This is a genomic window from Nocardia amikacinitolerans, from assembly GCF_900215415.1.
Classification (GTDB): domain Bacteria; phylum Actinomycetota; class Actinomycetes; order Mycobacteriales; family Mycobacteriaceae; genus Nocardia; species Nocardia amikacinitolerans.
Map to the genome: position 1 here is coordinate 1 of NZ_OBEG01000001.1, position 24765 is coordinate 24765.

The 24765-nt window shown below is 66.2% G+C and carries 29 protein-coding genes, 1 tRNA gene and 5 pseudogenes; 16 read left to right on the top strand and 19 right to left on the bottom strand.

What is annotated here, in order from left to right:
• The 5 genes from CRP45_RS34140 to CRP45_RS00020 form a co-directional block, all read right to left on the bottom strand.
• Window positions 1-235, bottom strand: a 235-nt coding sequence (locus CRP45_RS34140; protein WP_218841053.1) for a helix-turn-helix domain-containing protein, incomplete at its 3' end; no start/stop codon positions are given.
• Between the two features lie 76 nt (window positions 236-311).
• The gene (locus CRP45_RS34145; protein ID WP_218841054.1) at window positions 312-707 is read right to left on the bottom strand and encodes a hypothetical protein; all 396 of its coding nucleotides are present in this window, start codon (window positions 705-707) and stop codon (window positions 312-314) included.
• A gap of 234 nt (window positions 708-941) precedes the next feature.
• On the bottom strand, window positions 942-1610 hold the full coding sequence (locus tag CRP45_RS00010) for a magnesium chelatase domain-containing protein (protein WP_097243255.1): 669 nt from the start codon (window positions 1608-1610) through the stop codon (window positions 942-944).
• Window positions 1607-2341 carry a DNA-processing protein DprA gene (locus CRP45_RS00015; RefSeq protein WP_143861286.1) on the bottom strand — a complete coding sequence of 245 codons (735 nt, stop codon included), beginning with the start codon at window positions 2339-2341 and terminating at the stop codon, window positions 1607-1609. Before CRP45_RS00015 ends, CRP45_RS00010 begins: the two co-directional genes overlap by 4 nt.
• Before the next feature lie 347 nt (window positions 2342-2688).
• Complete coding sequence (locus CRP45_RS00020) at window positions 2689-2871, bottom strand: hypothetical protein (RefSeq protein ID WP_097243257.1); 183 nt, start codon at window positions 2869-2871, stop codon at window positions 2689-2691.
• A gap of 307 nt (window positions 2872-3178) precedes the next feature.
• On the opposite strand from CRP45_RS00020, the gene CRP45_RS00025 reads away from it, so the two are divergent.
• The 5 genes from CRP45_RS00025 (at window position 3179) to CRP45_RS00045 (ending at window position 5680) form a co-directional block, all read left to right on the top strand.
• Window positions 3179-3514 (top strand): PadR family transcriptional regulator, encoded by a 336-nt coding sequence (locus CRP45_RS00025; RefSeq protein ID WP_097243258.1) that lies wholly within the window; start codon window positions 3179-3181, stop codon window positions 3512-3514.
• A gap of 170 nt (window positions 3515-3684) precedes the next feature.
• Window positions 3685-4023, top strand: a complete 339-nt coding sequence (locus tag CRP45_RS00030; RefSeq protein ID WP_097243259.1) for a MerR family transcriptional regulator — start codon at window positions 3685-3687, stop codon at window positions 4021-4023.
• Window positions 4024-4153: 130 nt separating this feature from the next.
• Window positions 4154-4975 (top strand): alpha/beta fold hydrolase, encoded by an 822-nt coding sequence (locus CRP45_RS00035; protein WP_097243260.1) that lies wholly within the window; start codon window positions 4154-4156, stop codon window positions 4973-4975.
• A gap of 28 nt (window positions 4976-5003) precedes the next feature.
• Complete coding sequence (locus CRP45_RS00040) at window positions 5004-5360, top strand: DUF1048 domain-containing protein (RefSeq protein ID WP_097243261.1); 357 nt, start codon at window positions 5004-5006, stop codon at window positions 5358-5360.
• A gap of 2 nt (window positions 5361-5362) precedes the next feature.
• Window positions 5363-5680: a DUF1048 domain-containing protein gene (locus tag CRP45_RS00045; RefSeq protein ID WP_097243262.1), complete on the top strand. Its 318-nt coding sequence runs from the start codon at window positions 5363-5365 to the stop codon at window positions 5678-5680.
• 101 nt (window positions 5681-5781) lie between these two features.
• Here the strand turns inward: CRP45_RS00045 and CRP45_RS34320 are convergent, their stop codons facing one another.
• The 5 genes and pseudogenes from CRP45_RS34320 to CRP45_RS00060 all read right to left on the bottom strand — a co-directional run bounded on the left by CRP45_RS34320 (window position 5782) and on the right by CRP45_RS00060 (window position 8662).
• Complete coding sequence (locus CRP45_RS34320) at window positions 5782-6027, bottom strand: hypothetical protein (protein ID WP_245909765.1); 246 nt, start codon at window positions 6025-6027, stop codon at window positions 5782-5784.
• A gap of 119 nt (window positions 6028-6146) precedes the next feature.
• A pseudogene (locus CRP45_RS35165) lies at window positions 6147-6692 on the bottom strand (substrate-binding domain-containing protein); the annotation flags it as partial.
• A gap of 4 nt (window positions 6693-6696) precedes the next feature.
• A pseudogene (locus CRP45_RS35170) lies at window positions 6697-6819 on the bottom strand (LysR family transcriptional regulator); the annotation flags it as partial.
• A 107-nt stretch (window positions 6820-6926) separates the two neighbouring features.
• On the bottom strand, window positions 6927-7766 hold the full coding sequence (locus CRP45_RS00055) for a DMT family transporter (protein ID WP_097243263.1): 840 nt from the start codon (window positions 7764-7766) through the stop codon (window positions 6927-6929).
• A 32-nt stretch (window positions 7767-7798) separates the two neighbouring features.
• Window positions 7799-8662: an alpha/beta fold hydrolase gene (locus CRP45_RS00060; protein WP_097243264.1), complete on the bottom strand. Its 864-nt coding sequence runs from the start codon at window positions 8660-8662 to the stop codon at window positions 7799-7801.
• Window positions 8663-8872: 210 nt separating this feature from the next.
• Between CRP45_RS00060 and CRP45_RS00065 the strand changes: the two genes are divergently transcribed.
• The 4 genes and pseudogenes from CRP45_RS00065 to CRP45_RS34330 all read left to right on the top strand — a co-directional run bounded on the left by CRP45_RS00065 (window position 8873) and on the right by CRP45_RS34330 (window position 12150).
• Window positions 8873-9208 carry a MarR family winged helix-turn-helix transcriptional regulator gene (locus tag CRP45_RS00065; RefSeq protein WP_179830716.1) on the top strand — a complete coding sequence of 112 codons (336 nt, stop codon included), beginning with the start codon at window positions 8873-8875 and terminating at the stop codon, window positions 9206-9208.
• A gap of 686 nt (window positions 9209-9894) precedes the next feature.
• Window positions 9895-10857, top strand: coding sequence for a pentapeptide repeat-containing protein (locus CRP45_RS00070; RefSeq protein WP_097243266.1), 963 nt, complete (start codon window positions 9895-9897; stop codon window positions 10855-10857).
• A 398-nt stretch (window positions 10858-11255) separates the two neighbouring features.
• Window positions 11256-11684, top strand: a pseudogene (locus CRP45_RS35175) (recombinase family protein); the annotation flags it as partial.
• A 97-nt stretch (window positions 11685-11781) separates the two neighbouring features.
• A complete protein-coding gene (locus tag CRP45_RS34330) occupies window positions 11782-12150 on the top strand; it encodes a hypothetical protein (RefSeq protein WP_245909769.1) in 369 nt (122 codons plus the stop codon).
• 397 nt (window positions 12151-12547) lie between these two features.
• Here the strand turns inward: CRP45_RS34330 and CRP45_RS00085 are convergent, their stop codons facing one another.
• Entirely contained in the window at window positions 12548-13906 is a 1359-nt protein-coding gene (locus CRP45_RS00085) for a DEAD/DEAH box helicase (RefSeq protein ID WP_097243268.1), read from the bottom strand.
• Between the two features lie 490 nt (window positions 13907-14396).
• Here CRP45_RS00085 and CRP45_RS34335 point away from each other — a divergent pair.
• From CRP45_RS34335 to CRP45_RS00110, 6 genes and pseudogenes are all read left to right on the top strand, one after another.
• A pseudogene (locus tag CRP45_RS34335) lies at window positions 14397-14704 on the top strand (transposase); the annotation flags it as partial.
• Window positions 14699-14884 (top strand): annotated as a pseudogene (locus tag CRP45_RS34340) (IS256 family transposase); the annotation flags it as partial. The pseudogenes CRP45_RS34335 and CRP45_RS34340, both read left to right, overlap by 6 nt.
• Window positions 14885-15139: 255 nt before the next feature.
• Window positions 15140-15457: a histone-like nucleoid-structuring protein Lsr2 gene (locus CRP45_RS00095; protein WP_281256148.1), complete on the top strand. Its 318-nt coding sequence runs from the start codon at window positions 15140-15142 to the stop codon at window positions 15455-15457.
• 636 nt (window positions 15458-16093) lie between these two features.
• On the top strand, window positions 16094-16384 hold the full coding sequence (locus CRP45_RS00100) for a helix-turn-helix domain-containing protein (RefSeq protein ID WP_097243271.1): 291 nt from the start codon (window positions 16094-16096) through the stop codon (window positions 16382-16384).
• A gap of 261 nt (window positions 16385-16645) precedes the next feature.
• Window positions 16646-17344: a hypothetical protein gene (locus CRP45_RS00105; protein ID WP_097243272.1), complete on the top strand. Its 699-nt coding sequence runs from the start codon at window positions 16646-16648 to the stop codon at window positions 17342-17344.
• Entirely contained in the window at window positions 17332-17892 is a 561-nt protein-coding gene (locus CRP45_RS00110) for a site-specific integrase (RefSeq protein ID WP_143861288.1), read from the top strand. The genes CRP45_RS00105 and CRP45_RS00110 overlap by 13 nt, the downstream gene beginning before the upstream one ends.
• Before the next feature lie 84 nt (window positions 17893-17976).
• Here the strand turns inward: CRP45_RS00110 and CRP45_RS00115 are convergent.
• The 4 genes from CRP45_RS00115 to CRP45_RS00130 all read right to left on the bottom strand — a co-directional run bounded on the left by CRP45_RS00115 (window position 17977) and on the right by CRP45_RS00130 (window position 20562).
• A tRNA-Pro gene (locus tag CRP45_RS00115) sits at window positions 17977-18050 on the bottom strand.
• 197 nt (window positions 18051-18247) lie between these two features.
• Window positions 18248-18988, bottom strand: a complete 741-nt coding sequence (locus CRP45_RS00120) for an SCO6745 family protein (RefSeq protein WP_097243274.1) — start codon at window positions 18986-18988, stop codon at window positions 18248-18250.
• A 69-nt stretch (window positions 18989-19057) separates the two neighbouring features.
• On the bottom strand, window positions 19058-19945 hold the full coding sequence (locus tag CRP45_RS00125; RefSeq protein WP_097243275.1) for an alpha/beta hydrolase: 888 nt from the start codon (window positions 19943-19945) through the stop codon (window positions 19058-19060).
• Complete coding sequence (locus CRP45_RS00130) at window positions 19942-20562, bottom strand: TetR/AcrR family transcriptional regulator (RefSeq protein WP_245909771.1); 621 nt, start codon at window positions 20560-20562, stop codon at window positions 19942-19944. The genes CRP45_RS00125 and CRP45_RS00130 overlap by 4 nt, the downstream gene beginning before the upstream one ends.
• 277 nt (window positions 20563-20839) lie before the next feature.
• Between CRP45_RS00130 and CRP45_RS00135 the strand changes: the two genes are divergently transcribed.
• Complete coding sequence (locus CRP45_RS00135; RefSeq protein WP_097243276.1) at window positions 20840-21172, top strand: thioredoxin family protein; 333 nt, start codon at window positions 20840-20842, stop codon at window positions 21170-21172.
• 41 nt (window positions 21173-21213) lie between these two features.
• On the opposite strand, the gene CRP45_RS00140 is transcribed toward CRP45_RS00135, so the two are convergent.
• The 4 genes from CRP45_RS00140 to CRP45_RS00155 form a co-directional block, all read right to left on the bottom strand.
• Entirely contained in the window at window positions 21214-21636 is a 423-nt protein-coding gene (locus CRP45_RS00140) for a hypothetical protein (RefSeq protein WP_097243277.1), read from the bottom strand.
• Between the two features lie 84 nt (window positions 21637-21720).
• Window positions 21721-22566, bottom strand: coding sequence for an alpha/beta hydrolase (locus CRP45_RS00145; protein ID WP_097243278.1), 846 nt, complete (start codon window positions 22564-22566; stop codon window positions 21721-21723).
• 48 nt (window positions 22567-22614) lie between these two features.
• Window positions 22615-23577, bottom strand: coding sequence for an alpha/beta hydrolase (locus CRP45_RS00150; RefSeq protein WP_097243279.1), 963 nt, complete (start codon window positions 23575-23577; stop codon window positions 22615-22617).
• Between the two features lie 131 nt (window positions 23578-23708).
• Window positions 23709-24698, bottom strand: coding sequence for a GlxA family transcriptional regulator (locus tag CRP45_RS00155; RefSeq protein ID WP_097243280.1), 990 nt, complete (start codon window positions 24696-24698; stop codon window positions 23709-23711).
• Window positions 24699-24765: the final 67 nt, after the last annotated feature.

The window sequence follows — 24765 nt, forward strand, 5'->3', positions numbered from 1 at the left end:
TGGAGGTCCGGTCCGGGCGCTGGGTGAACGCGGCGCGATACGCACTCGGCGTCAGTCCGGTCCGTCGCGAAAGATGTTGGCGCAGCGAGTCCGTCGTCGCGAGTCCGCTGAGGCGAGCGACCTGGTCCATCGGCAAGTCGGTCGTTTCCAGCAGCTCCTGAGCCCGGATGACGCGCTGATGGAGCAGCCATTGCAGGGGGCTGAGGCCGGTTTCCGCATGGAACTTGCGGGTCATGGTGCGAATACTGGTGCGGGCATGATTCGCGAGGGCGGCGCGGGTGAGTGGCTCGTGCAGGCGGCCGAGCGCCCAGCTACGGGTCGCCGCCAGCGAGGTACCGGTCTCGGGCGGTAGGGGCGTTCGAATGAACTGGGCTTGTCCGCCTGGTCGCACCGGCGCGGCGACGACGAGACGGGCGGCCGAGTTGGCCGTCGCGGCGCCGTAGTCGGTGCGTACCAGATGCAGGCACAGATCGATACCCCGCGGACAGTCCGGCGGAGGTCATGATGTTGCCGTCTTCGACATACAGCACGTCGGGGCGAAGTTCCATCGCGGGGAAACGACTGGGTGTGAGCGCTTCCAGCACCCGGCGGGTGACACCCTGGTGATCGACGGGCCCCTCGGTCTCGTGCAGGTGTTTGACGACGACCTCGGAAACACCGCCGCGGTAGTGGCGCAGGTAGAGCAGCACGTGCGCGGACACCGTCACCGGTGTGGTGGTGTCGGCGATCGCGGCGTAGAGGGCATAGGACCAGCCCCGTGGCGGCCGGTGCCGAGCGCGGCGCGGCAGTGGGCCACGATGTGGTGTCCGTCTGGCAGGTGTTCGCGTAGGTTGTCCAGGACGAAGCGGTGGGTGTCAGCCGAGGCCGACACCTGAAACCCGGTCGAACCCATGGCTATCTCCTCGAAAGCGTGCACCACACGAGGCGCGCGGCGCGGGTGGTCAGCAGTTGTCTGCGTCGCCGAGCTCGGCGCAACCGGCCCATCCAGCGCAGCCCGTAGTTCGGCGGACTCGCGCCGGGCCGATCCGGTGGGCGATCGGCATCCCGGCCGACTTCGGGGACGTGCCCTGGGCGGGTATGGTCTCGGCCAGTGATGTCAGCCAGTCCACGACCTCGCCGAGGCCGGTCGGGGTGAGGACGGTGATGCCTTCGATCCGGTCGATGTCGTCGGTGTTCTCCGGTGCGGCGGTGACGATGTAGCGGAATTCCGCACGGGCCAACGCCGCCAGTGCAGCGGCGCTGACCGGCGGTGAGCCGGGACGCAGGCTACCGTCGAGGCCGAGTTCGGCGAGGAACACCACGTGATCGAGCAACCCGGCCCAGGGCGGGGCGATGGCCAGCTGCGCGACCGCGACCGCGACCGCCAGATCGTGCATCGACCGGTCACCACAGCCACAAAGCCGGTACACACCGAAATCCTCGGACGGATACGGCGTGTCGCCGTTGGCCAGCGCTGCGCGGACACGGTCGCGGACTTCGCGCGCGATCGGGCGCGCGGGCTGCGACTGCGCGACCGGGGTCGGCACGCGGGCCGGGCCCGCGGCGATGAGGGCCAAATCGATTCCGCCGTCGGTGGTCTCGATCGCGGTCCAGGCGAAGGTGTCGATCATCTCGGTTCTCCGTTCGATCGGTCCGCATCGCTGTCCTGGGGAAACGGTTCGCTGGGCAAGGGCCCGGCGAGCAGGTGGATGTCGCGGGGCGACGCGATCGCGGTGAGGTCGTGGTCGGCGATCAGGTAGTTGCCGTTGCGGGAGGTAGGCGAGGTGATCGGCCGCGGTACCGCGTAGGTGTTGCGGCCCAGCCGCTGCGCCCACAGGACCGCCACCTCGCTCCAGCACTGCGGGTCGGCTTCGACGAGGACGGTGGCGCGGGTGAGGGCGGCCAGCAACCGGTGCGCTGCGGCGACCCTCCGCGGTCGGGTCGGGGTGCCCGGCGGGTACTCACTGACCAGCACACCGGCGGCGGGGTGCGGGTGGCGCAGGCTGTGGTTGTGGTGGCGGTAGGCCATGTCGGTGCCGCACGAGAGCACCGTCACCGTCCGCGCCCCGGTCTGGTGGGCGGTGCTGAGGGCGCAGGCGTCGATACCGGGACCGCCGGTGGCGGCGATCGCCATGCCGCGGTCGGTGGCATCGGTGACGATCGCGGCGGTGACCTCGCTGCCGTAGCCGCTCGGCCGCGCTGTCCCGATGACCGCGACCGCGTCGTCTGCGATCTCGGGCAACCGACCGCGTCCGGACACCCACAATGCCACGGGGCCGACGAGCACAGCGCGGTCACCGCGGTCACGCTCGTCAGGTTGCGGGCCGTTGATTGCGCCTCGAGCTCCACGAGGACGAACCATGCTGCCGTTGAGCACGAATGCGCCCAGCGGCAGCGGGTTTCGGGCATCCGATGGGCGACGGCGGGCCCCATCCGTGGTGCAATCCGGCTGATGACCAGTCCTGCGACCACGACAGCGAGCACACCCCGGGGGCGTCGATTTCCTGGCGAGACAAAAGCCGCGATGGGCGTTCTGGGGACGCGACGGTGATCAGCAGTGAATCCCCTAGCCGGCGCCGGATCACCACGGCCAGCTACACGTGGTCGCAGCGGTGTGTCCTGCGTATTGCGGGCCGCTGATCGCCGGCCCCGCATTCAGACGGCGACCTGGGCATTGACGCAGGTCTTGGCGCACCGGATCGCACGGCCTCACGGGTCCAGCCACAGATCCCAGCCCAGACACACCACCAAGGAGGCCAAGGCCCCGAGTCCCACAGCTGTCACGAGCGCTGGCAAGCCTTCGAACTCGCCGATGCAATAGATGACGATCGCGAATGTCAGGATCAGGCCCGGCCCGACTATGCGGTACCGGACCAGAAACGATCGCAGCACGTGGACCTCTCCTCGATACGCCCTGCGCGCGCCGGCGATTTCCGGCAGCTGATGCGGCGTGAATCCACTGTCCCTCCCACCCCCGGCGATCCCTCCGATCCTTACGGAATCCCTACGGCCCCAATGGTGTAGTCAGCCGATCGCCGTATCGAAGGATTCTGGTCGGCGGCACAGCGCTGCAGATCGTACCGGCGCCGGAGTCCCGTGAAGGGACCGCCATCCCCCGCTATCAAGTGTTGCTATATACCGGTAGGCAGTGTTACTTTGTAGTTGGTAGCTAGCGTCACTGAATAGAAGGAGGTGTTCGATGGGGAAGCAGATCACCGAGATGCTCAAGGGCACCCTGGAAGGGATCGTCCTGGCCGTCCTGCGGACGCGGGCCGCCTACGGCTACGAGATCACCGCGCGATTGCGCGAGCAAGGCTTCACCGATATCGCTGAGGGCACCATCTACGCCTTGCTGATCCGGCTCGAGAAAAAGGGCTTGGTCGACGCCGAGAAGATCGCGTCGGAGAAAGGGCCACCGCGCAAGGTGTATTCCCTCAATCCCGCGGGTCTGGCCTATCTCGAGGAGTTCTGGACGACCTGGCACTTCCTCACCGACCGCCTCGCGCGGCTCCACCAGGAAGGCAAGGGATCATGAACCGCGCGAATGCCATTCGGGAGATCGGCGGATCCCGGCAGTCGCGTCGATGCGAGACCGGTACCACAGGATTCTCCACATCCGTCACGCACCGCGACGACCGCGAGCGGAAGCGAACAACCGACACCCTCGCCCGCAGCGACGCGGCACCCGGAAGTTAGAGCACACCCATGTCGCCGCGGAGCCCGCGAATACGGCCGGAACACGCGATAACGTCCGCGCGGCGGTTCGACATCGCAAGCGCGGGGTTCACCATCTATCAGGTGGCCGCCTTCATCGGCGTCGATGTCGAGACGGTCCGGCAGTATCACCAGGATGGCTTGGCCGACGAGCCGGATCCGGGCAGCGCAGGCATACGCCGATACCGGCCCGCACAGACGCTGCAACTGGTCCGGATCCGCGGGCTGGCTGGAGCGGGCGTGCCGAGAAATGAGATCCGAGCCCTGTTGAACTATCTCGATCACGTCGAGCAGATCCTCTTCGGCGTAGCGGGAGATCGCCTGCGCTGACCGGAGAAGTCCCTCGACCGGCTCGGGCGCTGAATAAATAACCAACGCATCGTTCCTCCCCGCGGGGAAACCATGCCGACTTATATACGCATAATGCTACATATATGTGGAACCTGATGAGAGGTGCGCGATGCGCAGACAACACCACATCCCCGCCGATACGAACACAGCCTGGACCGGCGTGGTCCCCGTCGGCGACACCGCCTTGGCGGTCACCGACACCGGAGGATCGGGCATCCCCATTCTGTACGTCAACGGTCACGTCGCCAGCCAGCGCAACTGGCGGCGCGTGATCGCCGAACTCGGCCCCCGCTGGCGCCACATCACCTACGACATGCGTGCCCGCGGCAAATCGAAGACCTCCTCGGACTACTCCTTCGCGACCAACGTCGCCGACATCGACGCGGTCCTGGCCGCGCGAGGCGTGGAACGCGCGCTGGTGGTCGGCTGGTCCTACGGGGCGTTCGTCGCGGCGCACTGGACCAGCCGAAATCCCGACCGCGCCATCGGCGCGGTTCTCGTCGAAGGCGCGCAACCGCACGACTGGATCGACGAGATCGACATCGAAGGCATGCGCAAACTGTGGCGGCGACTGAGCTGGGTGCTGCCGCTGCTACGGCCCTTCGGCATGGCCCCGCGGATGAGCGCGCAGCAGATGGCCGAGAGCAACATCGAGGTCGGTGAGATCGCCCGCGAGCGAACCCTGGGCCCGGTGATGGACAGCATCACCGTCGCGACCCGCTACGTCAACGCCTCCGGGTCCTCGCTCGGCAGCAAAGGCGATGAGCAGGAACGCATTCGCGCGAGCCTGTCCAAGGTCGTCGAACGCAACCCCAACATCGAGATCCACGCGAAGGTGCCCAGTAACCACGGCAACATCCTCCGCAAGGACTACCGCGCCGTCGCCGAGGCAGTCACCGTGGTCGCCGGGCTCGACAGCCGAACAGTCTGAAAGCACCGCAACGAAAGGACCAGCAGGGATGAACCTTTGGAACACCCTCACCGGCAAAGACATCACCCGGGAGTACGAAGCCTTGGAAGCGCGCGCCGCGGCGCTGCCGGGCGAGCATCACACGGCCTGGCAGCAGATCAAGGCCGAACTCTCGATCTACTCCGACTTCACCGGCCGCAACCTGATACCGATCCTCGACAGCGTCCTGGAACTGCTCGAGCAGACCGCGGCCGACGGCCAGGATGTCCACGAGGCCCTCGGGGACGACATCCCCGGCTTCTGCGCGGCGATCACCGGAGCCGAAGGCGCGCGGAACTTCCGGGACAAGTGGCGTGCACAGCTGAACAAGAACGTCGCCAAGAAACTGAACCGGCTAGGAGAATGACCATGGGCATACGCGAGATCATCGAAGGCAAGCGGCAATGGCGCGCTTACATGGCGCGGGTCAAGGCGCTACCGGCGGACTATCAGATCGTCTACGGGGAGATTCAGAAATACTTCTTCAAGGTCGGGCCGGCCGATCCGGAGCTGCTTCCGGGCCTGCTCGAGTTCTTCGAACAGGGTGTCGCCGACGGTACCGGCGTCATCGAACTCATCGGCGAGGACGTCGCGGACTTCGCCGACCAGTTGATCAAGGACACAACGACCTACGCAGACACTCTGCAACGCGAGATCGGTGAGCAAACCGATCACGAATCCAAGTAGCGGTATCCGATCACAGGACAGCCGTATGCCGCAGGTCGTCGTCGTTTCGCGGCCGTCAGCGGGAGACGGGCGCGCATGCACAGCGCGGTCGCCGCGGCCTGTCATGCGCGGGCTTTCCGTGTCATGTGGGCGAGTAGGGTCCGCAGGGTGCGCGGGCGTCGGCGCCGGGTTTGCAGGTTGAGATAGGTCGACAGCACGACCGCGGAGGCGAAGGTGTCGACGAGTTGGTGGAGCTCACTCTGCTTGTCCAGGAGTTCTTGGACTTGCTCGGTGAGCCGCGCGATCTGTTGTCCGGGTCCTGCGATCCCGGCCGGGACGAGGTCGAAACCGAACTCGGTGGCCAGCATGTCGAGCAGTTCGCGGCCGTTGGGCCGCGAGGCCCGGTCGGCGGCTTCGATAACCGCCAGGCCCTGCGGGGTCGAGCATGCACGATCTCGCCGGCGGTGATCAGATTGATCAGCTCGTCGCTGTGGGTCACCTGGTGTACGCGCTGGATCGGTCGGCCGCAAGGCGTGACGAACGGCAGGTATGCCTGTTCCCAGTACTGCGGCATGTCGGGGGCTGTGGCATGCCGGAAGTCCGCCAGCATCTCGACCGACAACGTCGTCGAATTCGCCAGTTCGTGATCCTCGCTGACGGCCAGGACGCGATCGTCGGTGAACAGCACCGGACCGACGGTGAGGTCGGGTTCCTCGACCGGCAGCCACACGACCAGTGCATCGAAATCCCCTCTGCGCAGTGCACCGAACGGATCGACGAAGGGGGCGCGGCGGATGCGCAATGCGCATTCCGGGTGGCGTGCGGAATTCGGCCCAGTAGGCGCGCAGTGTGCCGGTGTTGAACGGCAACAAACCGACCCGCAGCTCTGTGGTCTTGCGGCGGGCTGCCAGCTTGGCGCGCCGCAAGCTGTCCTCGAGCTCCAGGTAGACCGGTCGCAGATCCTGCCGCAGTTGGTCGCCGACCGGGGTGAGCCGCACGCTCCGATTGGTTCGTTCGAACAACAGCGCGCCAATCTGCCGCTCCTGCTTCTGAATCGACTGAGTGATGCACGCCGGCGTCACCCGAAGTCGCTCGGCGGTGCGCCGGAAATGCAGCTCCTCGGCCAGCGTCAGGAAGATCTCGATATCTCGTAACTCCACGAAGTCCCTGTCTCTCAACTCCGCGGATAGTGCGGCATGCTCGTGCGTGACGGATCGGCGTCCTCGGCCACCCAAAGCCTACCGAGGTCGCCGCCGCACTGCGCAAGCTAGCCTGTCGCGATCGCGAGCACTCCGACCAGCGCGGCGCCGACACCGATCTGCTGCGGGAGACCGAGCCTTTCGTTCAAGAAGACTCGAGCCAGTGCAATGGTGACGAGGGTGTGCAGGGCACCCAGCACAGCGACGATCCCGATCATGCCGAGAGTCGAAGCGGTCGCGTAGAGAGCATCGGCGGCCACGATCAGCACACCGATCAGCGCGATCAAAGGAATGTCCTTGGGCGGCACCGTAACTCGCTGCCGTCGGACGAGAACGACAGCGCCGATCAGTCCGACTGCGGTGAGCCGAGCGGTCAGCAGAGCCCAGCCGACATCCCCGGCGCTCGCGGTGTCCATCGCCAGGAAGAAGGTACCGAATCCCACCGCGGCGAGCAGACCGAAACCGATGCTCGGCAGTACCCGCGCGGGGCTTCCGCCCTGATCGGACTGATACGAGGCCACCACCAAACCGATGAGAGCCACAGCGAGACCAGCCAATTGAACCGTGTCCGGCACCTCGCCGAACAGCAGCCCGGCCAACAGCGGTATCACCGGAGCGGTCGAGGCGACCGCAGCGACGATGCTGATCGTACCGACCGCCAGGCCGCGGTACAGCGCGGCCACCGCGGCGGTTTCGGCGAGTCCCGCCAGCGCGGCATAGCCGAGCGAGGCGGGCTCCGGCAGGCCACCCCCGCGCGCGATCGCGAAAGCTGTCACCAAGCCCAGCGCGGTGCCCTGCGAAATGAGCAGCACCGAAAGCAGCGGTACTGTGCGACTTTTCAACCCCCCGAGGAAGTCCGAGGTACCCCAGCCGAACGCCGCACCGAGGGCGAGCACGATCGCGATCATGAAACAACTTTCCTTCTCTGAATTCTCGGATGTCAGGCGGTGTGGGCCAGCAGTTCGGGAACGACCGCATCCCAGGTGTGCGGCGGGAAGACCTCGTGGCCGGTCTGTTCCAACGCCACCAAGCGCGCGCCCGTGATCTCGGCGGCCAACGCTCGGCCGTGTCCGATCGGGAACAGCGGATCTTCGGTGCCATGCAATACGAGGGTCGGTACCGCAATCTGCCCCAGCCGATCCCGCCAGGGCGCGCCCGGATCGAGCAGGTACGGGTTGGTCAGTTGCGCGCCGATATCGACCGCGCGGTCCACGACCCGCCGAGCCTGCTCCCGCTGCGCTTCGAGGTCGAATCGCCGGCTGGCCGCGGCGAACGGACGCATCGACTCGGCCAGGTATTCCACGACCGCGTCTCGGTCGCGCCAATCCGGGACCGGGGCTTCGACACCGAAGAACGCCGCGAGTCCCGGTGTCATCCCCGGCAAGTCGGTCTGTTCATGACCCGGCCCACCCGGGGTTCCCGACGCGATGGTCAGAGAGGAGACCAGGTCGGGATGATCCAGTGCCACCAGTTGGGCGACGGCCGATCCCTGCGACATTCCGACCAGATGCGCCTTGCCCAGCCCCAGGGTGGTGATCAGCCCGACCGCATCGGCAACCAGATCGCGCAGCCCGTATTCCGGTGCGCCGACGGGGTAGGTCGTCGACCGGCCCGCATCCCGGCTGTCGTACCGGACGACGTAGCGCCCGCTCACCGCGAGCCGCTCGACGAACTCCGCATCCCACGCCAGCATCGATTCCCCCGCGCCGTGCAGCAGCAGTACGGCCGGATCGGCCGGATCTCCGAAACCCCGCACACAGAGATCGACGCCGTTCACCGCTACGGTCCACTCGTTGTTACCCATAACCTCATCCCAAGTCCGTTACATGTAACCATAACGGTAGCGGTTTTTCGTTACATGTAAACAGAATGCCCTAAACTGGGCCGCATGCACCGGAATCCGGAATCGAGGACCGACGGCCGGGACCGCGCCGCCTGGCAGGCATATCGGCGCCTACACGAACGCGTCGACGCCGAGGTTGCCCGCGATCTCGAACGAAAGTGCGGGCTGTCGATGCCGGATTACGATGTGCTGGCCGCACTGATCGAGCTGGAGACCCCGGACACATGCATCCGGGTACGCGGCCTGTCGGCGCGTCTGAATTGGGCGCACAGCAGGTTGTCCCGACAGCTCGGACGCATGGAACAGCGGGGATTGATCGCGCGGGAACCTTGTGAGCGGGACGGCCGCGGGGACGACGTCGCGCTCACCGCGAGCGGCAGGAAAACCATAGAAGCGGCGACACCGATCTACCATTCCTCGGTGCGCGACCGCTTCACTGGACTACTGACGCCACAACAGCTCACCGCATTGATCGAAATCGAACGCGTGATCGCACACAAGCCCTGACGTGCCGACCCCCATTGTCAGCCCAAGTTCCCCCACCCCTGACAGCCGCTGCCGAACTGCGCGACTTCGCCACCCGACCCCTGCTCCCACCGATACGCCCCGATAGCGACCCGCCGCACACAGACGAGCGCACATCAGGACCCAGAGGGTCGAGACCGAACATCGGCGCACCGGTCAGTGATTCGTGCGCCTATACGCGATCTACCTGCACAAATATTGCTAGTAGCCATAATCCATCACATGGCACCAGGTGAATGCTCATAGCCCGCACCATGATCGATGGCGAGGGGTCGCTGCCCCGTGAGAGCTAGGGCCGGACGGGGGTACAGATCTCGCACACGCCATTCCAAAGGGTCGGTCCGAACCCTGGCCCACGACGCACGCTCGTCGGCAAGAGCGTGCGTTCACTGGCGGTCATCCTCAGCTCTGGTGGCGCCGCTGAACGCATATTGTGAGGAGAGTGATGCCGTGACCAGTGCACCGGTGGTCAGCCACTCCAGGAGTGTCATACAGACACAGAAGTTCTCAAACGCGCCCCGATTCCGGACCCAGACCTGGTGTCCCACACCTCGAGGGTGCCGCCGTCCGAACTCTTTCGCTGACGCGCTGTGGCGGTGCTGGTCAGCGTGATCAAATGGCATGGGGTTTGTGCTGTCCGGTGAGCACAAACCGGTGGAGGTAAATCGGTGATCAACTCGAACAGACGGTTTCTGGATTGGCTGACGCGTCGGCGCATACCGTTGACTCCGCCAAGCCGCACCGAGCTCGACACGTTGCCGGTGCGGGATCGCTACGAGTTATGGGACTCACACCGCCAGCGCACTTTCCAGCACGCAACCGCATTGATCACATCGGCGGGTGTGCTGCTGAGCGTGGTCTTCACCGCGTTCGGACTGACCTACACGGCGCGAACTCTGCACGCGACGCAGGAGGGTCAAATCACCGACCGCTACACGAAGGCAGTCGAACAGCTCGCGTCGTCCGCACTGGATGTCCGCTTAGGCGCGATCTACGCCCTCGAACGCATCGCGGCCGACTCTGCCAAAGACCGCCGCACCATCAAAAATGTTCTCGCGGCGTTCGTGCGAAATCACGATTTCTGCACCGCACAACCGCTCCCCGAGCGATGCACTGCGTCGATTTCGGAGCTGGTGAACGTGCGTCTGGTCACGAAACCAGCGGCCGATACAGCGGCTGCGATAGCGATCGCCACCGCGCTGGCTGGCGACGGTGACGAAAAGGCTGACTTCTCCGAGACACAGTTTCCCCGGGCCGATCTGACAAGAGCCCGTCTGGCTCATGCCACGATGAGCAGAACCGATCTCACCTTCGCGTGGCTGACGTGGGCGGACCTCGCAGCCGCCGATCTGGCCCGCGCCTGCCTGACCTGGTCGGAACTGAGCCACGCCAACTTGAGCGGCGCCAACCTGCGTGGAGCTGACCTGTACGGCGCTAACCTGATCGGGACCAACCTACGCGGTGCGGACCTTCGCGGTGCGGACCTACGCGAGATCAGTGGACTGAGCCCGGACCAGATCAGAGCAGCAGCGATCACCGATTCAGACACCCGCTTCGGGGAGCTGGATGGTGATGAACAAGACTGCGGGCCAATGAGATTCGTTGGGATTCCGATTCACTCCAGGAACTGACGTCGGCCTGGCTCCCCCGATGTCCGACACGCGGCAATCGGCATGAGAGTGCGTTCGATCGGCCAGCCGGCGCTGGTGGGTCAGCCTCGGATCAGGAACACGTTCACCGGGGTGGGACAGCTGGTGTGTGTCAGCGGCCAGTCGAGATTCCCCATGGACGGCCAGTTTCGTGTCCCCGCACGCGGCCAGTTGGCACATCCCGGCGCATAGCCACCGCCCACAGGCTTTCGACGCTGGCGGGTGGCCATCCTTTCTCATCGATGTCCATGCGGAAGTGGACTTTCACGTGGTCGTCCCTGATCTCGGTCACCGGCCTATCATCCAACATCCGCACATGCCGCCTATCGCGCATCACCCAGTCAGTATCACTGTTGCCGCGCAGTAGCCCTGGCGGCCAGATGGCTCCCCGCCAACTGGCCGCCGTTGGGGAGTTGCAACTGGCCACTGACAGCCTTCTACGGGCGGTGCTCCACCGAGGACAACCAAGACCCCGAAACCTCGTATCGGTGGCAGCGGGGCAACGCCGAAAGTTCGTAGCCGAGGGCTCGATCGTCGAGGACTACTTCGACGTGGGACAGTCGCGCTCGGTGTCATGGCATCGTCGCCCCGAGGCTGCGCGTCTGCTATCAGACCTGAAAAGTCATACACGCGGCTGGTCGGCGATCGTGGTCGGCGAGGGGACGCGCTGCTGGTTCGGCAACCAGTTCAGTCTCGTGGCACCTCGTATTCAAGCCCACGCGGTCGAGGTCTGGGTGCCCGAGTTGGGCGGCCGCTTCGATCCTCGCAATGTGACCCACTCGATCATGATGAGCATGCTCGGCGGCCTCAGCGAGTCCGAACGCCAGCACGTGCAACAGCGCACCCGAGCCAGCATGGACGCTCAAGTCCTCAACGAAGGCCGCCACCAAGGCGGCCGAGCACCCTATGGATACCTGGTCGTCGACGGTCCACCACACCCGAACCCGAACCGCCGAGCACCCCATCACGGTCAACCTCCGCGAGGACCACCTCGCTGCACCGATCGACCGGTGGCTGGCCATCCTGTTCAATCGGGCCAATCGCGATCGGACCATCGCCAGCCTGTTCGCGGCTCAGAACGGCAACGACCACGACACACATCGGGCATTGCTACGGCGACGTATCGCCGACGCCGATGCGAAGCTCGAACGCCATCTGGCCGCCATCGAAGCGGGCGTCGACCCGCAAGCTCTCGTGGCCGCGATGAACACTGCTCAAGCGGACAAAGCGGCGGCCCAATCTCCAGAGCCTGCCGAGCATCCCACGGCTGACTGAGACGGAGATCCGCAAACTCATCGAGTCCCTGGGGGATATCCCTGCCGTCCTCACCGCGGGCGCACGATCCGACAAAGCGGACCTCTATCAGGCTCTCCACCTGGGCATACGGTATCGGCCTCGACAACGGATTGCCGTTGTCGAGGCCGATGCTAGATCGGGGTTGCTGAACCGAGGACCGACCCGGTTCGCGTCGAGTGCGCGTAGTTCATCTCTTCTTCGTGATCGCACGGCAACCCATCAGGGGCGACTGCCTTGCACTCGATGGGTTGCCCGCCAGTACCGGCGTCATCAGCCACGTTCACCAGCATTCGATGCCCGGCAGTTCGCCGGCGATGCTCAGCGACCCGGCGATCTCGGCATGGGCTTGTCTGGGGGAGCGACCGAATAACGGGCCCTATGCGGCCGTTCGGCGCGCGGAGTGAGCGCGCGGCTTGGCGCGCGACTGGCCTTGCGCCGCACTGCCGTTGCGACGGCCACTGCCCCTGCGCGGTCCGCCACTGCTACGGTACGGTCCGCTGCTGCTGCGGCGGTCGTCTTCACGTGCCGCCCGCTCGCTGTAGGAGGGCGCGACGAATGGGGCAATCGTGCCGACGAGTTCGGCCACCACGGGCGAATCGGCGGTGACCCGTTGCGGGGTCACCGTGATCTTGGCCTTGCGCATGAGGTCGGCCACGTCGCGTCGTTCACCGGGCAGCACCAGGGTGATCACTTCACCGGAGTTGCCAGCCCGCGCGGTACGGCCCGAACGGTGCAGGTACGCCTTGTGTTCGGCGGGCGGATCAACGTGCACGACCAGCTCTACACCATCGACGTGCACGCCGCGCGCGGCCACATCGGTCGCCACCAGCACCAAAGCATCACCGGCGGCGAAGACCGCGAGGTTGCGGTCGCGGGCGCCCTGCGAGAGGTTACCGTGCAGATCGACGGCCGGAATTCCGGCGAGGGTCAGCTGTTTGGCCAGTTTGCGAGCCTGATGTTTGGTGCGCATGAACAGGATTCGCCGACCCGAGCCCGAGGCGAGCCGGTGTATGACCTCACGCTTGGCTTCGACGCTCGCGGTTTCGAAAACGTGATGGGTCATGGCGGCGACCGGAGAGTTCGCCTCATCGACGGAATGCAGCTTGGCATCCGGCAGGAAGCGGCTGACCAGCTTGTTGACGCCGTTATCCAGGGTGGCCGAGAACAGCAGGCGCTGACCGTCGTTCGGGGTGGCCGCGAGAATGCGGGTCACGCCTGGCAGGAACCCGAGGTCGGCCATGTGGTCGGCCTCGTCGATAACGGTGACCTCGACGGCATCCAGGGAGATCAGACGTTGGTTCATCAGATCCTCGAGCCGGCCGGGGCAGGCCACGACAATGTCGACACCGGCGCGCAGAGCGCGGACCTGCCGGTTCTGCGGGACCCCACCGAAAATCGTGGTGACGGTCATGCGATAGGCCGCGGCGAGGGGTTCCAGCGCGGCCGTGATCTGGGTGGCCAATTCCCGAGTCGGCGCCAGCACCAGGCCGGTCGGGCGGCTCGGTGCGCGCCTGCCGGCGAGACCGCCGCCGAGACGGTTGACCATTGGGATAGCGAAAGCGAGCGTCTTGCCGCTGCCGGTCCGGCCACGGCCCAGCACGTCGCGTCCGGCCAGGGAATCGGGCAGGGTGTCGGTCTGGATCGGAAAAGGTTCGGTGATCCTGGCGCGAGTCAACGCCTTCACCAGCGGTGCGCTCACGCCGAGCGCGGCAAAAGAGATGTCAGCAGAACTCATAGAGGTTGCGGTGCCTTTCGGACATCAGGTGGTGCCCGAGCCGTCTGCGGACCTTCCGGGTCCGCGCCGGGGCACGAAATGGCGAGATTGCCGATGGGCAAAATCGATCGCCGTAAGAAGAGCGGATGCGGCAAGCGCTGGTTGCGAAGCGAATGCGATCTACGACGCTTGGCGTGACATGTCACGCACTTGATCGACAATAGCCTGTGATGGGCGGTTCGTACTCATCGGGTGAGATTTCTCGCCTCTGGCCAGGGCTGGGCCGCCAGGCTCGTGTTCAAATCCTAGTGCCGACCAACCATAGGGTTCACGGAACCGGCAGCGGCATCACGGCGGAGGTGGCGTAAAGGATCTTGGGCTCGAGGGATCACCGCATCACCGCGTGGATGATCATGTCGGCGTCAAGGCTCAGACTCCTGAACAGGTTCGGTTGGTTGGCGATGATTGTTGTTGCGGTGCAGTATGTTTCGTTGTGGCGACACCGTAGGTCGTGGATGACGAGTTGTGGGCAGTGATCGAACCGCTACTGCCGGTCCGCCGCCGGGAACCCCGGGGCCGGCGCGGATGGACGACCGGCTAATGTTGCAGGGAATCTTGTTCGTGCTGTTCACCGGGATCGGGTGGGAAGACCTGCCCCAAGAGCTGGGCTTCGGGTCCGGCATGACCTGTTGGCGGCGGGTGCGGGACTGGCAAGCGGCCGGGGTGTTCGATTTCGACCGAGTTATCGCCGACGCCTCGCACGTGCGGGCGAAAAAAGGGGGCGCCGCGACCGGTCCGCGATCGGTCGACCGCCGCAAGGCCGTGCGGGCGCGTGGTCACTTCCCCTCGGAGCAGGCAGCGCTCAAATGTCTGTATCTGGTGACGCGTTCGCTGGACCCGACCGACCGCGGCAAGGCACGATGGGCAATGAGGTGGAACCCCGCTCTGAACGCGTTCGCGATCACCTTCGAAGGACGGATCACCCTGACCGGAAACTAACCCTCAACCGAGGTCAGGTCCGCCGTTTACCCGACAGTCCCGCACGATGTGCCGAATCGAAGTGGCGCCGGAGGCTGGAGGGGTCGTGTTGGGCCGCTGGCTTGGATCGGGTGCAGTGGGCGTAGCATCCACCGGTCGCGGGTATCGGGAGTGTGGGTTTATGCCCGTCGATCGGGTTCTGGTTTAGCCGATCCGAGGACGACGGGTCCTTGGATGAGTTGAGAGTGGGGTTCAGCGTGGCGGCGCAAGGTTGTGGTGACGGTTGTCGATGATTTCGACGGTCGTTCACCGGCGACGGAGACGGTGTCGTTCGCGGTGGATGGTGTCGGTTTCGAAATCGATCTATCAGAGGAGAACGCGGAGCGACTGCGAAAGGTATTCGCCCCATGGGTGTCCCACGGCCGCCGGATCGGCAAGTCCGGTCGCCGAAGCAAGAACATCGAGCCGGCGGGCGGGACCCGACCGCAGCCTGGTGTGGTGCGCGAGTGGGCGCGAACCAATGGCTATGACGTGCCGCGCCGCGGGCGAGTGCCCGCGGATGTCGTCGCGGCCTACGAGAAGGCCACGGCCTAACGCGAACTGCGAGTCGGACGGACCCGTCCCCCACCGGTTGAGCTGGAGGACGGGTCACTTCCCCGTCGACTGCGGGAACGCCGCCACACTCCCGAGCCGCACCAACCCTATCGGGTCGAGCACAAATCGGTGCTGTCCGACACGAATCGGCCGCAGTGGAGGTCATTTCGACGGGCCGATCGCGCCCCACCAGCCTGTTCCTTTGCGACAGGCGCCGCTTCAGTGCTGGTGCCGAGAATGCGTTGTGAGGCAGGGGATCCCGCTACGCCGGGGGAACTGGACGGTCCGGGTGTTCTGGTAGGCTCACGGCTGGGAAATCAGGCAGACGGGCCCGTGAGGAGCTCATCATGCCCAATTCGAATCCCACATCCATCCCCTGCGCTGCGCTCAGTCTCAGAGCCCCTGATGAAGCGCGGGATTCGCGTTCCCCAGCGCAAATTGGGAACCTGCGGAACGGCCTATACGAGCAGGCGCTTGTCGTCGCCTCCCAGATTTCCGTCCAGCACATCGTCGCTACGGCGCTGCTTCACCCGGTCGTTCTGATGCCTTCGAGGCGGCATCACCTGTCGATCGTCGCCGAGCCGCACAGCCGCCGGATCTTCGGCTGCCCAGAACCTTCGATCGCAGTGTCCTGCGATGCGCGGTAAGCAGACCTCGAAACTGTCGCAGGCGCTGGGAGATTTCGCACCGCCTGAACCTGGGTTCGGCACTGACGCCAGTGGGTTGGACGAGGTCTGGCTGACTACGCAAGAAGTCGCGCGCCGTCTGAAGATTCCGGTGAAGACACTGGCGGCATGGGCCGCGGGTGGGCGCGGCCCCCGCTACGCGCGGATGGGCAGGTATCGCCGCTACCGCCTCAGCGACCTGCTCGCCTGGGAGCACGAACAGGTCGAGCACGGAGGCGGCGCTCGCAGCAGCGGTTCGTGACCACCCAGTGCTGGGATCGGCCGCTGCGGCGACGGATGCCGCCAACCCCCTCGGCTATCGCGCAGCAAACTTTTGACTCTTGAGTCCGGCTGGGGGGGTGCTGCAGGCTGACCGGCGCATGAAGCATCTTCGCGGTGCGCGGTTCCTCGACTATCGAGACCGCAGCTCGACGCCACACCGGGCGGCTGTCGATCTAGGCGAACTTATGGCAATCGAACTGAATCGGAAGGGAGGCACGTGGGAGGACGGCTACCGAAGCCGGTGGGCACCTTCGGGGTGCCGACCAAGCCGAAGAAGCAGGCCAACGGACGCTGGCGCACAACCGTGCGGTACTACGGCGCAGGTGGGGCGCATCAGATCGAACGGATGGGCTCCAGTGCTGACGATGCCCGAAACCGGTTGGCCGAGGCCATGCGCGACTACCGAGACCAGCTCGGCCAGGGACGGATCACGCGTAACACCAAGCTGATCGATCTGGCGGCCGAGTTGCTGCGCGAGCTGGCCGGCGACGACGCCTACACCGCAAGCAATGTTGAGGACTATCGCCGCGAGATCTATGTCTCCAAAGACCGGCGTGCCAACCGGAAGACGATCAAGATCGAGAACTCACTTGGGCGGCTGCAGATCTGGCAAGCCACCGCCGGCGAGCTCGACCGCCACCTCAAACACCTCGTCTCGCTGGGACTGCGCCGCAAAGCCAAACAACACAAGATCATCCTGCGCGCCATGATGCAGATCGCCGTCCGCCACGGAGTGATCGACACCAACCCCATCGACGGGGTCAGCGGATTCACCCGTCGCAGCGCCACGGCGCGAGGCAAGGTGCAAGACCACAGCGCGCTCCCGGCTTTCCGAGCCCAAGTGCGTGCGTGGGCGCGCGCGGGGAAGCCATCCCCGGCACTCCCGCCTACATCAGTGGGCCCGCACGCGATTGGACGGTGGTGTGGGTGGTCGATGTGATCACCGGGACCGGGATGCGTCCACACGAGGTCTTCGCGCTGCTGCTCGACGACATCGACCTCGACGCCAGCGATCCCTACCTCGATGTCACCGGCACCCTCGTCGAGGTCAAAGGCGAGGGCAGTGGCGGCTGGGTGCGCAAACCAGCTCCCAAGACCGACAACGGGTGGCGGCGCATCCTGCTGCCCGAGCACACCGTCGAAGCGGTCCAGGAGGCGATCAAAGACCTCGAGCTCGCCGCCCGGCCCAACCCGATGGGCTTGTTGTTCCCCGCGCGCAACGGCTCGGTACGCAACCCGAACAACTTCGGGCGCATCTGGCGGGCGGCGCGTGGGGAAAACTTCGCCTGGGTGACCCCTCGAACCTTCCGCAAGGGCGTGGCGACCGCGGTCGACCACGCCTACGACGATCCCGAGCGTGCCGCGCGCCAACTGGGCAACACCCGGGAAGTGGCGAAGATCCACTACATCGACATCCCGGAAACGGTGCCCGACAACCGTGCGGTGCTCGAGGCCTGGGCGCGAGGCGCCGAGAGGCCGAAAACGTGAGATTTTTGTGAGAAACGCTCGAATCCCGACGCCTTGCCGAGTACGAGAAAACCCCTTCGACCTGGTCGGAAGGGGTTTTCGTTGTCGGGCTGACAGGATTTGAACCTGCGACCACTTGACCCCCAGTCAAGTGCGCTACCAAACTGCGCCACAGCCCGTGGTGCGCCCGCTTGGGGCGCTTGAAGAGATTACAACAGTGTGTGTCTGGAGAGCTAATCGGCTGGTCAGGTGGGGTAACGATAGGGGGTGGAGGGCTGGGGAGGGTGGGGTCGGTGTGGTTGGTGAGGGGGATGAGGCGGCCGCCGCTGCGGGGCCGCTCACGCTTCGCGGCCCGATCGTTGCGGCCCCTCGATCGTCAGCGGGTGAAGACGGTGGTGTGGGCGGCGGTGAGCAAGGTGGTGAGTTCGGCGCCCGCGGAGTCGTCGAGGACAGCGAAGGCGGGGGAGATGAGGGTGTCGGTGAGGGCTTCGGCGCGTTGCCAGCGGTCCTGGATGGTGGGGGTGATTTCTTCGAAGGGTTCGGGCCAGCCGTACCAGCGGGCCTGGTTGGGGCCGTTGTTGAAGGGGGAGCCGGAGATGAGGACGGCTTGGAGTGGGGTGAGGCCGCTGGCGCGAACGGCGAGGAGGTGGAGGCCGCCGCGGAGTTCGCGCAAGATGTGCGCGAGTTGCGCGATGCGGGCGGGGGCATCGGCGGGCAGGGGCAAGGCGCGCCAGCCGGCGAAGAGGGGGACGCCGGCCGGATCTGCCGCGGCGACAACGACTTCCAGCAGTTGGGCGAGCCGTTCGGCTTGGTCGAAATCGGCGAGCTTGCGGCGGCCGAACTCCTGACAGGCGGCGGCGTAGCCGTCGGCGGCCTTGGCGGCGGGCATGGACACCGACTCCCAGGCCGCGCGGATCGAATGGGCGGGGAAGAAGCCGAAGGCGGCGGTCACCACGTCGGCGTCCACGTCGCCGAGCACGCCGCCCCGGCCGCGTGCGTACGGGCCGAAGAACCCCTCGGCGCCGGTACTGCGTGCGAATTCCTTTGCCTCCCGGGAGAACATGAATCCCCCGCCGAGTTCCTGGACCTGCTTCTTGACCGCGGCGGCGACTGACACGCGCACTCCCTTCATCGGACTATATCCAGGTAACCCTAGGGGATTCTTACACCGTACGGAAGGGTTGCTTCACAGTCCGGGAAGTACCCGGCGGAGAAAGTCGATCTGGTCTGCGAGAACCTTCTCGCGGTTGTCGGCGCGATAGATCTCGAAGTGGCTGAAAGGATAGGTGCGCAGCTCGCCTCGGGGCGCGCGCTCGGCGAGCTCGACGGTGTCTTCGGCGACGGTCTCGCGGTCGCGTTCCCCGATGGAGACCAGCAGCGGCATGCGGAGCCGGGGCGCGTGATCGCCGGGCTTGTATCGCATCATCTGGAGCAGGGCGCGCGGCGCCACGCTGTTGCGCCAGGTTTCGCTGTGCATCGCGTCGATGGTGGCCTGCGCCTGCGGGCCGGTCATGACGGCGAGTCCGCCGGGGTGGCCGACGGCGGGAATGTAGTGCGGCGAGAGGCCGAGGACGCCGCGCAACCAGTCCGCCACCATCACGCGCAGCAGCGCGAGAGTCGCTCTGGTGGAACGTCCTTCGGCTCGGCGCGGAAATCCGTTGAAGGGGACTTGCGCCAGTACCGTCGCGATGCGCTCGTCGTCGGCGGCGACCGTCACGACATGGCCGCCGCCGAGAGAGGTGCCCCACAACACGACTCGATCCGGATCGATCAGGGGATGGTCGCGGGCGAAGCGGACCGCGGCGCGAATGTCGGCCAATTGGTCGTCGATGTCGACGAGCTGACGCGGTTGGCCCGCGCTCACGCCGAAGCGGCGGTAGTCGAAGGTCAACGCGGCCATACCCGCGGCGGCGAAGGTCTGGGCGGCCGCGACGACCGACGGGGTGTCCTGGGTGCCGCTGAAGCCCGGACACAGGATGACGCAGGGCCGGTCGCCGGTCTCCGTCTCGGTGTACAGCGTGCCCGCGCATGCGGTGCCCGACGAATCGAAGGTGATCGCATGGGTTTTCATCATTCCTCCGCCTGTCGATCGGTATGGGGGAGCGCTGTGCCGAGCATGCGCTCGAGGAGGTCCACGAGCGTGGCGCGATGCGCGCGCAGGTCGAGGTCGGGGCGCTCGGCGTAGACCTCGTGGAGTTCTCGCAGTGCGCCGAGTAGGGCGATCGCGGTGAATTCCGGGTCGGGAACGCGGAATTCGCCCTGGGTCACGCCCGCCGTCAGCAAGGTGCACAAGGCGGGGCGCAGTTCGTCCGCCACCCGATCGACGATTCGATGGTGCATGTCGCGGAAGCGATCCCCGTGTAGCGCGGCAAGCAGGTCGGGCGCTTCATTGCGTTCGGTGAGCGCGTAACTGTGATCGATATAGCTGAGCAGCCGGGCGCCGGGCGGTCGCGAATCGTCTTGCAGAAGAGCGAGATATGTCGCGCACAGCCGCTGCGCGATGGCGTCGACGGCGGCGGCGAAGACCTGCTCCTTGGAGCTGAAGTAGTGGTAGAAGCAGCCTTTCGCGACGCCGAGGCCGCCGGTGATGGATTCGACGGTGGTTTGGTCGTAGCCGCGCTCCACGAAACTGCGCACGGCCGCGTCGACGATCTCGGCTCTACGGACCTCGGGCTTCTTCACCTGTCGCACGGTGCACCTCCCTGCTCTCGACGGTACCGACCGACCGTCGGTCGGTCAATACGGTGCAGGCGAGTGCGGAACCCGTCAACAGCGCAGTCGCCGCTGCCGCCTCGCCGCTGATCGCCGCCGTCCCGCCGTGCGAGGTTGGCCCGGGCAAAGACGGAACGTTGAGCGCCCATCGCCGCTGTCTGGGACCAGACACCGCCGACATCCGCAGCCAGCAGATTCGGACGTTTGCCCGGTTGCCGTCCGGCAATTCGATAACCGAGCGTCGAGGAGAGAAGCGATGAAGGCCCCAACCCCCGTATCCACCGAAACCTTCGCCACGACCGTGCTCGACTCCGGCAAGCCGGTGCTGGTCGCCTTCTCCGCCCCCTATTGCGCCCCGTGCCGCCGGGCCGAACCGACGCTGCGCCAACTCGCCGACGAACTCGCCGATCGGCTCGTCGTCGTCACGGTGAACGTGGAAGAACAGCCCGACTTGGCCGAGCGGTACGCGATCCGGGCGTTCCCCACACTCGGGCTGTTCGTCGACGGTCGCCTCGTCCACCACAGCGTTGGCGTCGACCCGGTGCCGGAATTCCTGGACGAGTTCGGGGATTTCCTCCCCGAGTGCTGAGCCCTACGCGAATTCGATCACGAACGAGCCGTCGTACAGCCTCAGCGACCGAAGGTGAAATTCTCCGCGGGGATGAAAACCGCGGGGGCGGAATCGAAATGCACTCGCACGCCGTCGGTTTGCCAGTCGACGACGCTGATGACGAGTCGATGGTCGCTCGGGACGTCCACGAAGTGGCCGTATCCCATGTGCGGGTAGCGACCGGCGTAGATCTGATACGGCCGCTGCCGGTGGAACAGCGCGCTGCGAACCTCGATCAGGCCGATGTAGTGAGTCGACCCGTCGGCGTAACGGACATCGGCAGGCTGCTCGAAGCGCTGCACCTGCTCGGTATCGCGCATCACGGTATCGGCGAAGACCAGAGCACCCGCGACTGTCAGCACCAGGCAGACCGCGAGCGCGATGAGCCAGCGTCGCGAAGACGGCCCGATACCAGGTTGTTTCTCCGGTACCGGGCCGTTCACGGGGCAAACTTAGCAGAAGTTGATCTTATTGCTGTTCAGGCCTTGCGCCGCGGCGGGGTAGCTCCCACCGCGACGGACAGCTGATCAGGCGAAGCGCTTGATGAACCCCAGCGCCGTGTCCGCGACCTCGCGCCATCCCGAATCGATGGTCAACGCGTGTCCGCGCCCAGGGATCTCGATGAACTCGGTGACACCCGAATTGCGTTGCTGTTTCACGTATTCCGCGTGCGTAATCGCCCGAGGTACCGTGTTGTCCTTCTCGCCCGAGACGATCAACAGCGGTCCACGGTCAGGGTTTTCGGTGTCGACCTTCGTCTCCGACCACGGATTGAGATTGGCGGCCGCGGCCTGGAACAGCGGCGCGCCGGGGGCGGGGACGGCGTAGGTCTCGAACAGGCTCTTGGCCTCCGCCTCGTCCACGGCATTGGCGAAGCTGTAGCGGAACTGTTCGTAGGTCAACGGCACCGCGCGGTGCCGATTCGCCGGATTGGTCAGGACCGGCGCCGCGGCGCGCAGCGAGGAGATCGGCAGCGGCAGCACCCCGCGGAACGGCGCGGGATCGATGGCCACCGAGGCCGCCGAAAGCCCGCGCCCGGCGAGGATCTGGGTGAGCAGCCCGCCGAAGGAGTGTCCGACCACCGCGGGCTTGCGATCCAGCGCTCGGATCACTGCCTCGTAGTGGTCGGCGACCTGGCCGACGGTCTTGCCCGCGAACACCTCGGGGTGTTCGTGCGCCTCGGTCACGGTCTGCGGGTCGTCGGGCCAACCCGCGGTCACGGGGGCGTAGCCGCCGTCGGCGAAGACGGTCGCCCAGCGGTCCCAGCTGCTGGCGAGCAACCACAGACCGTGGATGAACACCACCGGCGTGCGCCCGCTCGCGTTGGCCTGTTCGATCTGCGCACCGGTGTGTTCATCGATGGGAGTCGACATCGTGAATCGTCCTGTCGATCAAAGGTTCTCGAGGGTTCTCGCCGCGACTCAGCCGTGCAGTGCCGTGGACAGCGCCGCGACGGCCTGGGCGATCGCGGCCTTGGCCGCGTGGGTGTCGTGCAAGGAGTTGACCATCACGAAGTCGTGCACGATCCCGCCGTAGCGGGTCTGCGTCACGGGCACGCCCGCGCGGCGGAGGTTGGCCGCGAAGGCCTCGCCCTCGTCGCGGAGGACGTCGGCCTCGGCGGTGATGACCAGGGCTGGCGGCAGGCCGGCGAGCTGCTCGGTGGTCGCGCGCAACGGCGAGGCGGTGATCTGCGCCCTGTCCTCTTCGCTGGTGGTGTACTGACCCCAGAACCACCGCATTCCGTCCCGGGTCAGGAAGTAGCCCTCGGCGAAATCACGGTAGGAACCGGTGTCGAAGTTCGCGTCGGTCACCGGGTAGAACAGCACCTGCTGGACGAAGGAGACGTCGCCGCGCTCCTTGGCCATCAGCGTCAACGCGATGGCCATATTGCCGCCGACCGAGTCGCCCGCGATCGCGATGCGCGCGGAATCCAGGCCCTTCGTGCCGCCGCCGGTGGTGACCCACTGGGCGACCCGGTAGGACTGTTCGTTCGCCACCGGATACCGCACGTCCGGCGAGCGGTCGTACTCGGGGAACACCACGGCGGCGTTCGCGCCGATCGCGAGGTCGCGCACGAGCCGGTCGTGGGTGTGCGCGTCACCGAAGACCCAGCCCGCGCCGTGCGTGTAGAGGATGACGGGCAGCGGTCCGACCGCGCCGACCGGCTTGACGATGCGCACCCGGACCGAGCCGGTGGGTCCGCCCTCGACGGTGATCCATTCCTCGTCGATCTCCGGCTTGAAGATCGGGCTGTCCTGCACGCCGTCGACCGCTTTGCGGCCCTCCTCCGGCGGAAGCTGGTACAGGAACGGCGGCTCGGAGGTCGCGTCCACGAACTCCTGCGCTGCTGGCTCGAGCGATAGACCGAGGGGATTTCCCGCCATGGTCCCTACCTTTCGGCGTCGTTGTTGAGTGGGGCCTCCAGTTTTCGTGAACCGGGCGCACACGCGCCCCAACCGTTGAGCCAAGTATCCGCCCGATTTGGGACACCCGGTGGCAAACCGGCGAACGAAGATCAGCTTCCCGTCGCGTACGCCGTGGAACGGAACCGCTGCTGATATTTGCGCGGTGAGACGCCGAGTCGCGCGATGAAGGCGCGACGCATCGCCTCGGCGCTGCCGTATCCGGCGCCCATGGCGGCTTCGGTGACGCTGTATCCCGCGTCGAGTTTGTCTCTGGCATAACCGAATCGAACGAAGGCGACGTACTCCGCAGGCGTGCTCTCCAGCTCCGCGCGGAACAATCGGGTCAGGTGCCGCGGGCTCACCCCGGCCTGCGCGGCGAGCGTCTTCACGGAGTACGGCTGGGCGGGATCCGCGCAGATCAGATTGGCGACCGCGCGGACGAGCGGGCTGCGCGGGACGGGTCCGCTCAGCGCCGCCGAGAACTGCGACTGCCCGCCGGCCCGCTGCATGTACACCAGCAACGACTGGGCGACCCGGCGCGCGACCGCAGCGCCGTGGTCCTCCTCGACCAGCGCCAGCGCCAGATCGATGCCCGCGGCGACGCCCGCGGAACTGTAGATGTGCCCGTCGCGCACGAAGATCGCGTCGGAATCCACCTCGACCGCGGGGAATTGGCGGCCGAGGTCCTTGGTGAATTTCCAGTGCGTTGTCGCGCGCCTGCCGTCGAGGAGGCCGAGGTAGGCGAGGACGGCGGCCCCGCTGCAGATGGAGGCGAGGCGGCGCGTGTGCTCGGCGAGATGGCGGGTGGCCCGCAGGACATCCGGCGTCACGAACTGGGCGGCGGGCAGCTCACTGCCGGGGATGACCACGGTGTCGAAGCGGCCCGCGTCCGCCGCCGCGCAGGCCACGGCGACCCGCGCGCCGATGGAGGTCTGCACGTCCTTGCCGTCGGCCGAGACCAGCACCACGTCGTAGGCGGGCAGCGACTGGTTCGCCTCGACGAACACCTCGGCGGGGCCCGCGAAATCGAGCATCTTCACCCCGTCGAAGACCAGGATTCCGATGCGCCGCCGCGATGAGGTAACTGCTCTGGAATCCATCCGGCAATTATTGTGGAATCGCGCCTCCACAACCAAGCCGAGCGGCCGCCGTGTGCCGGATCTTATG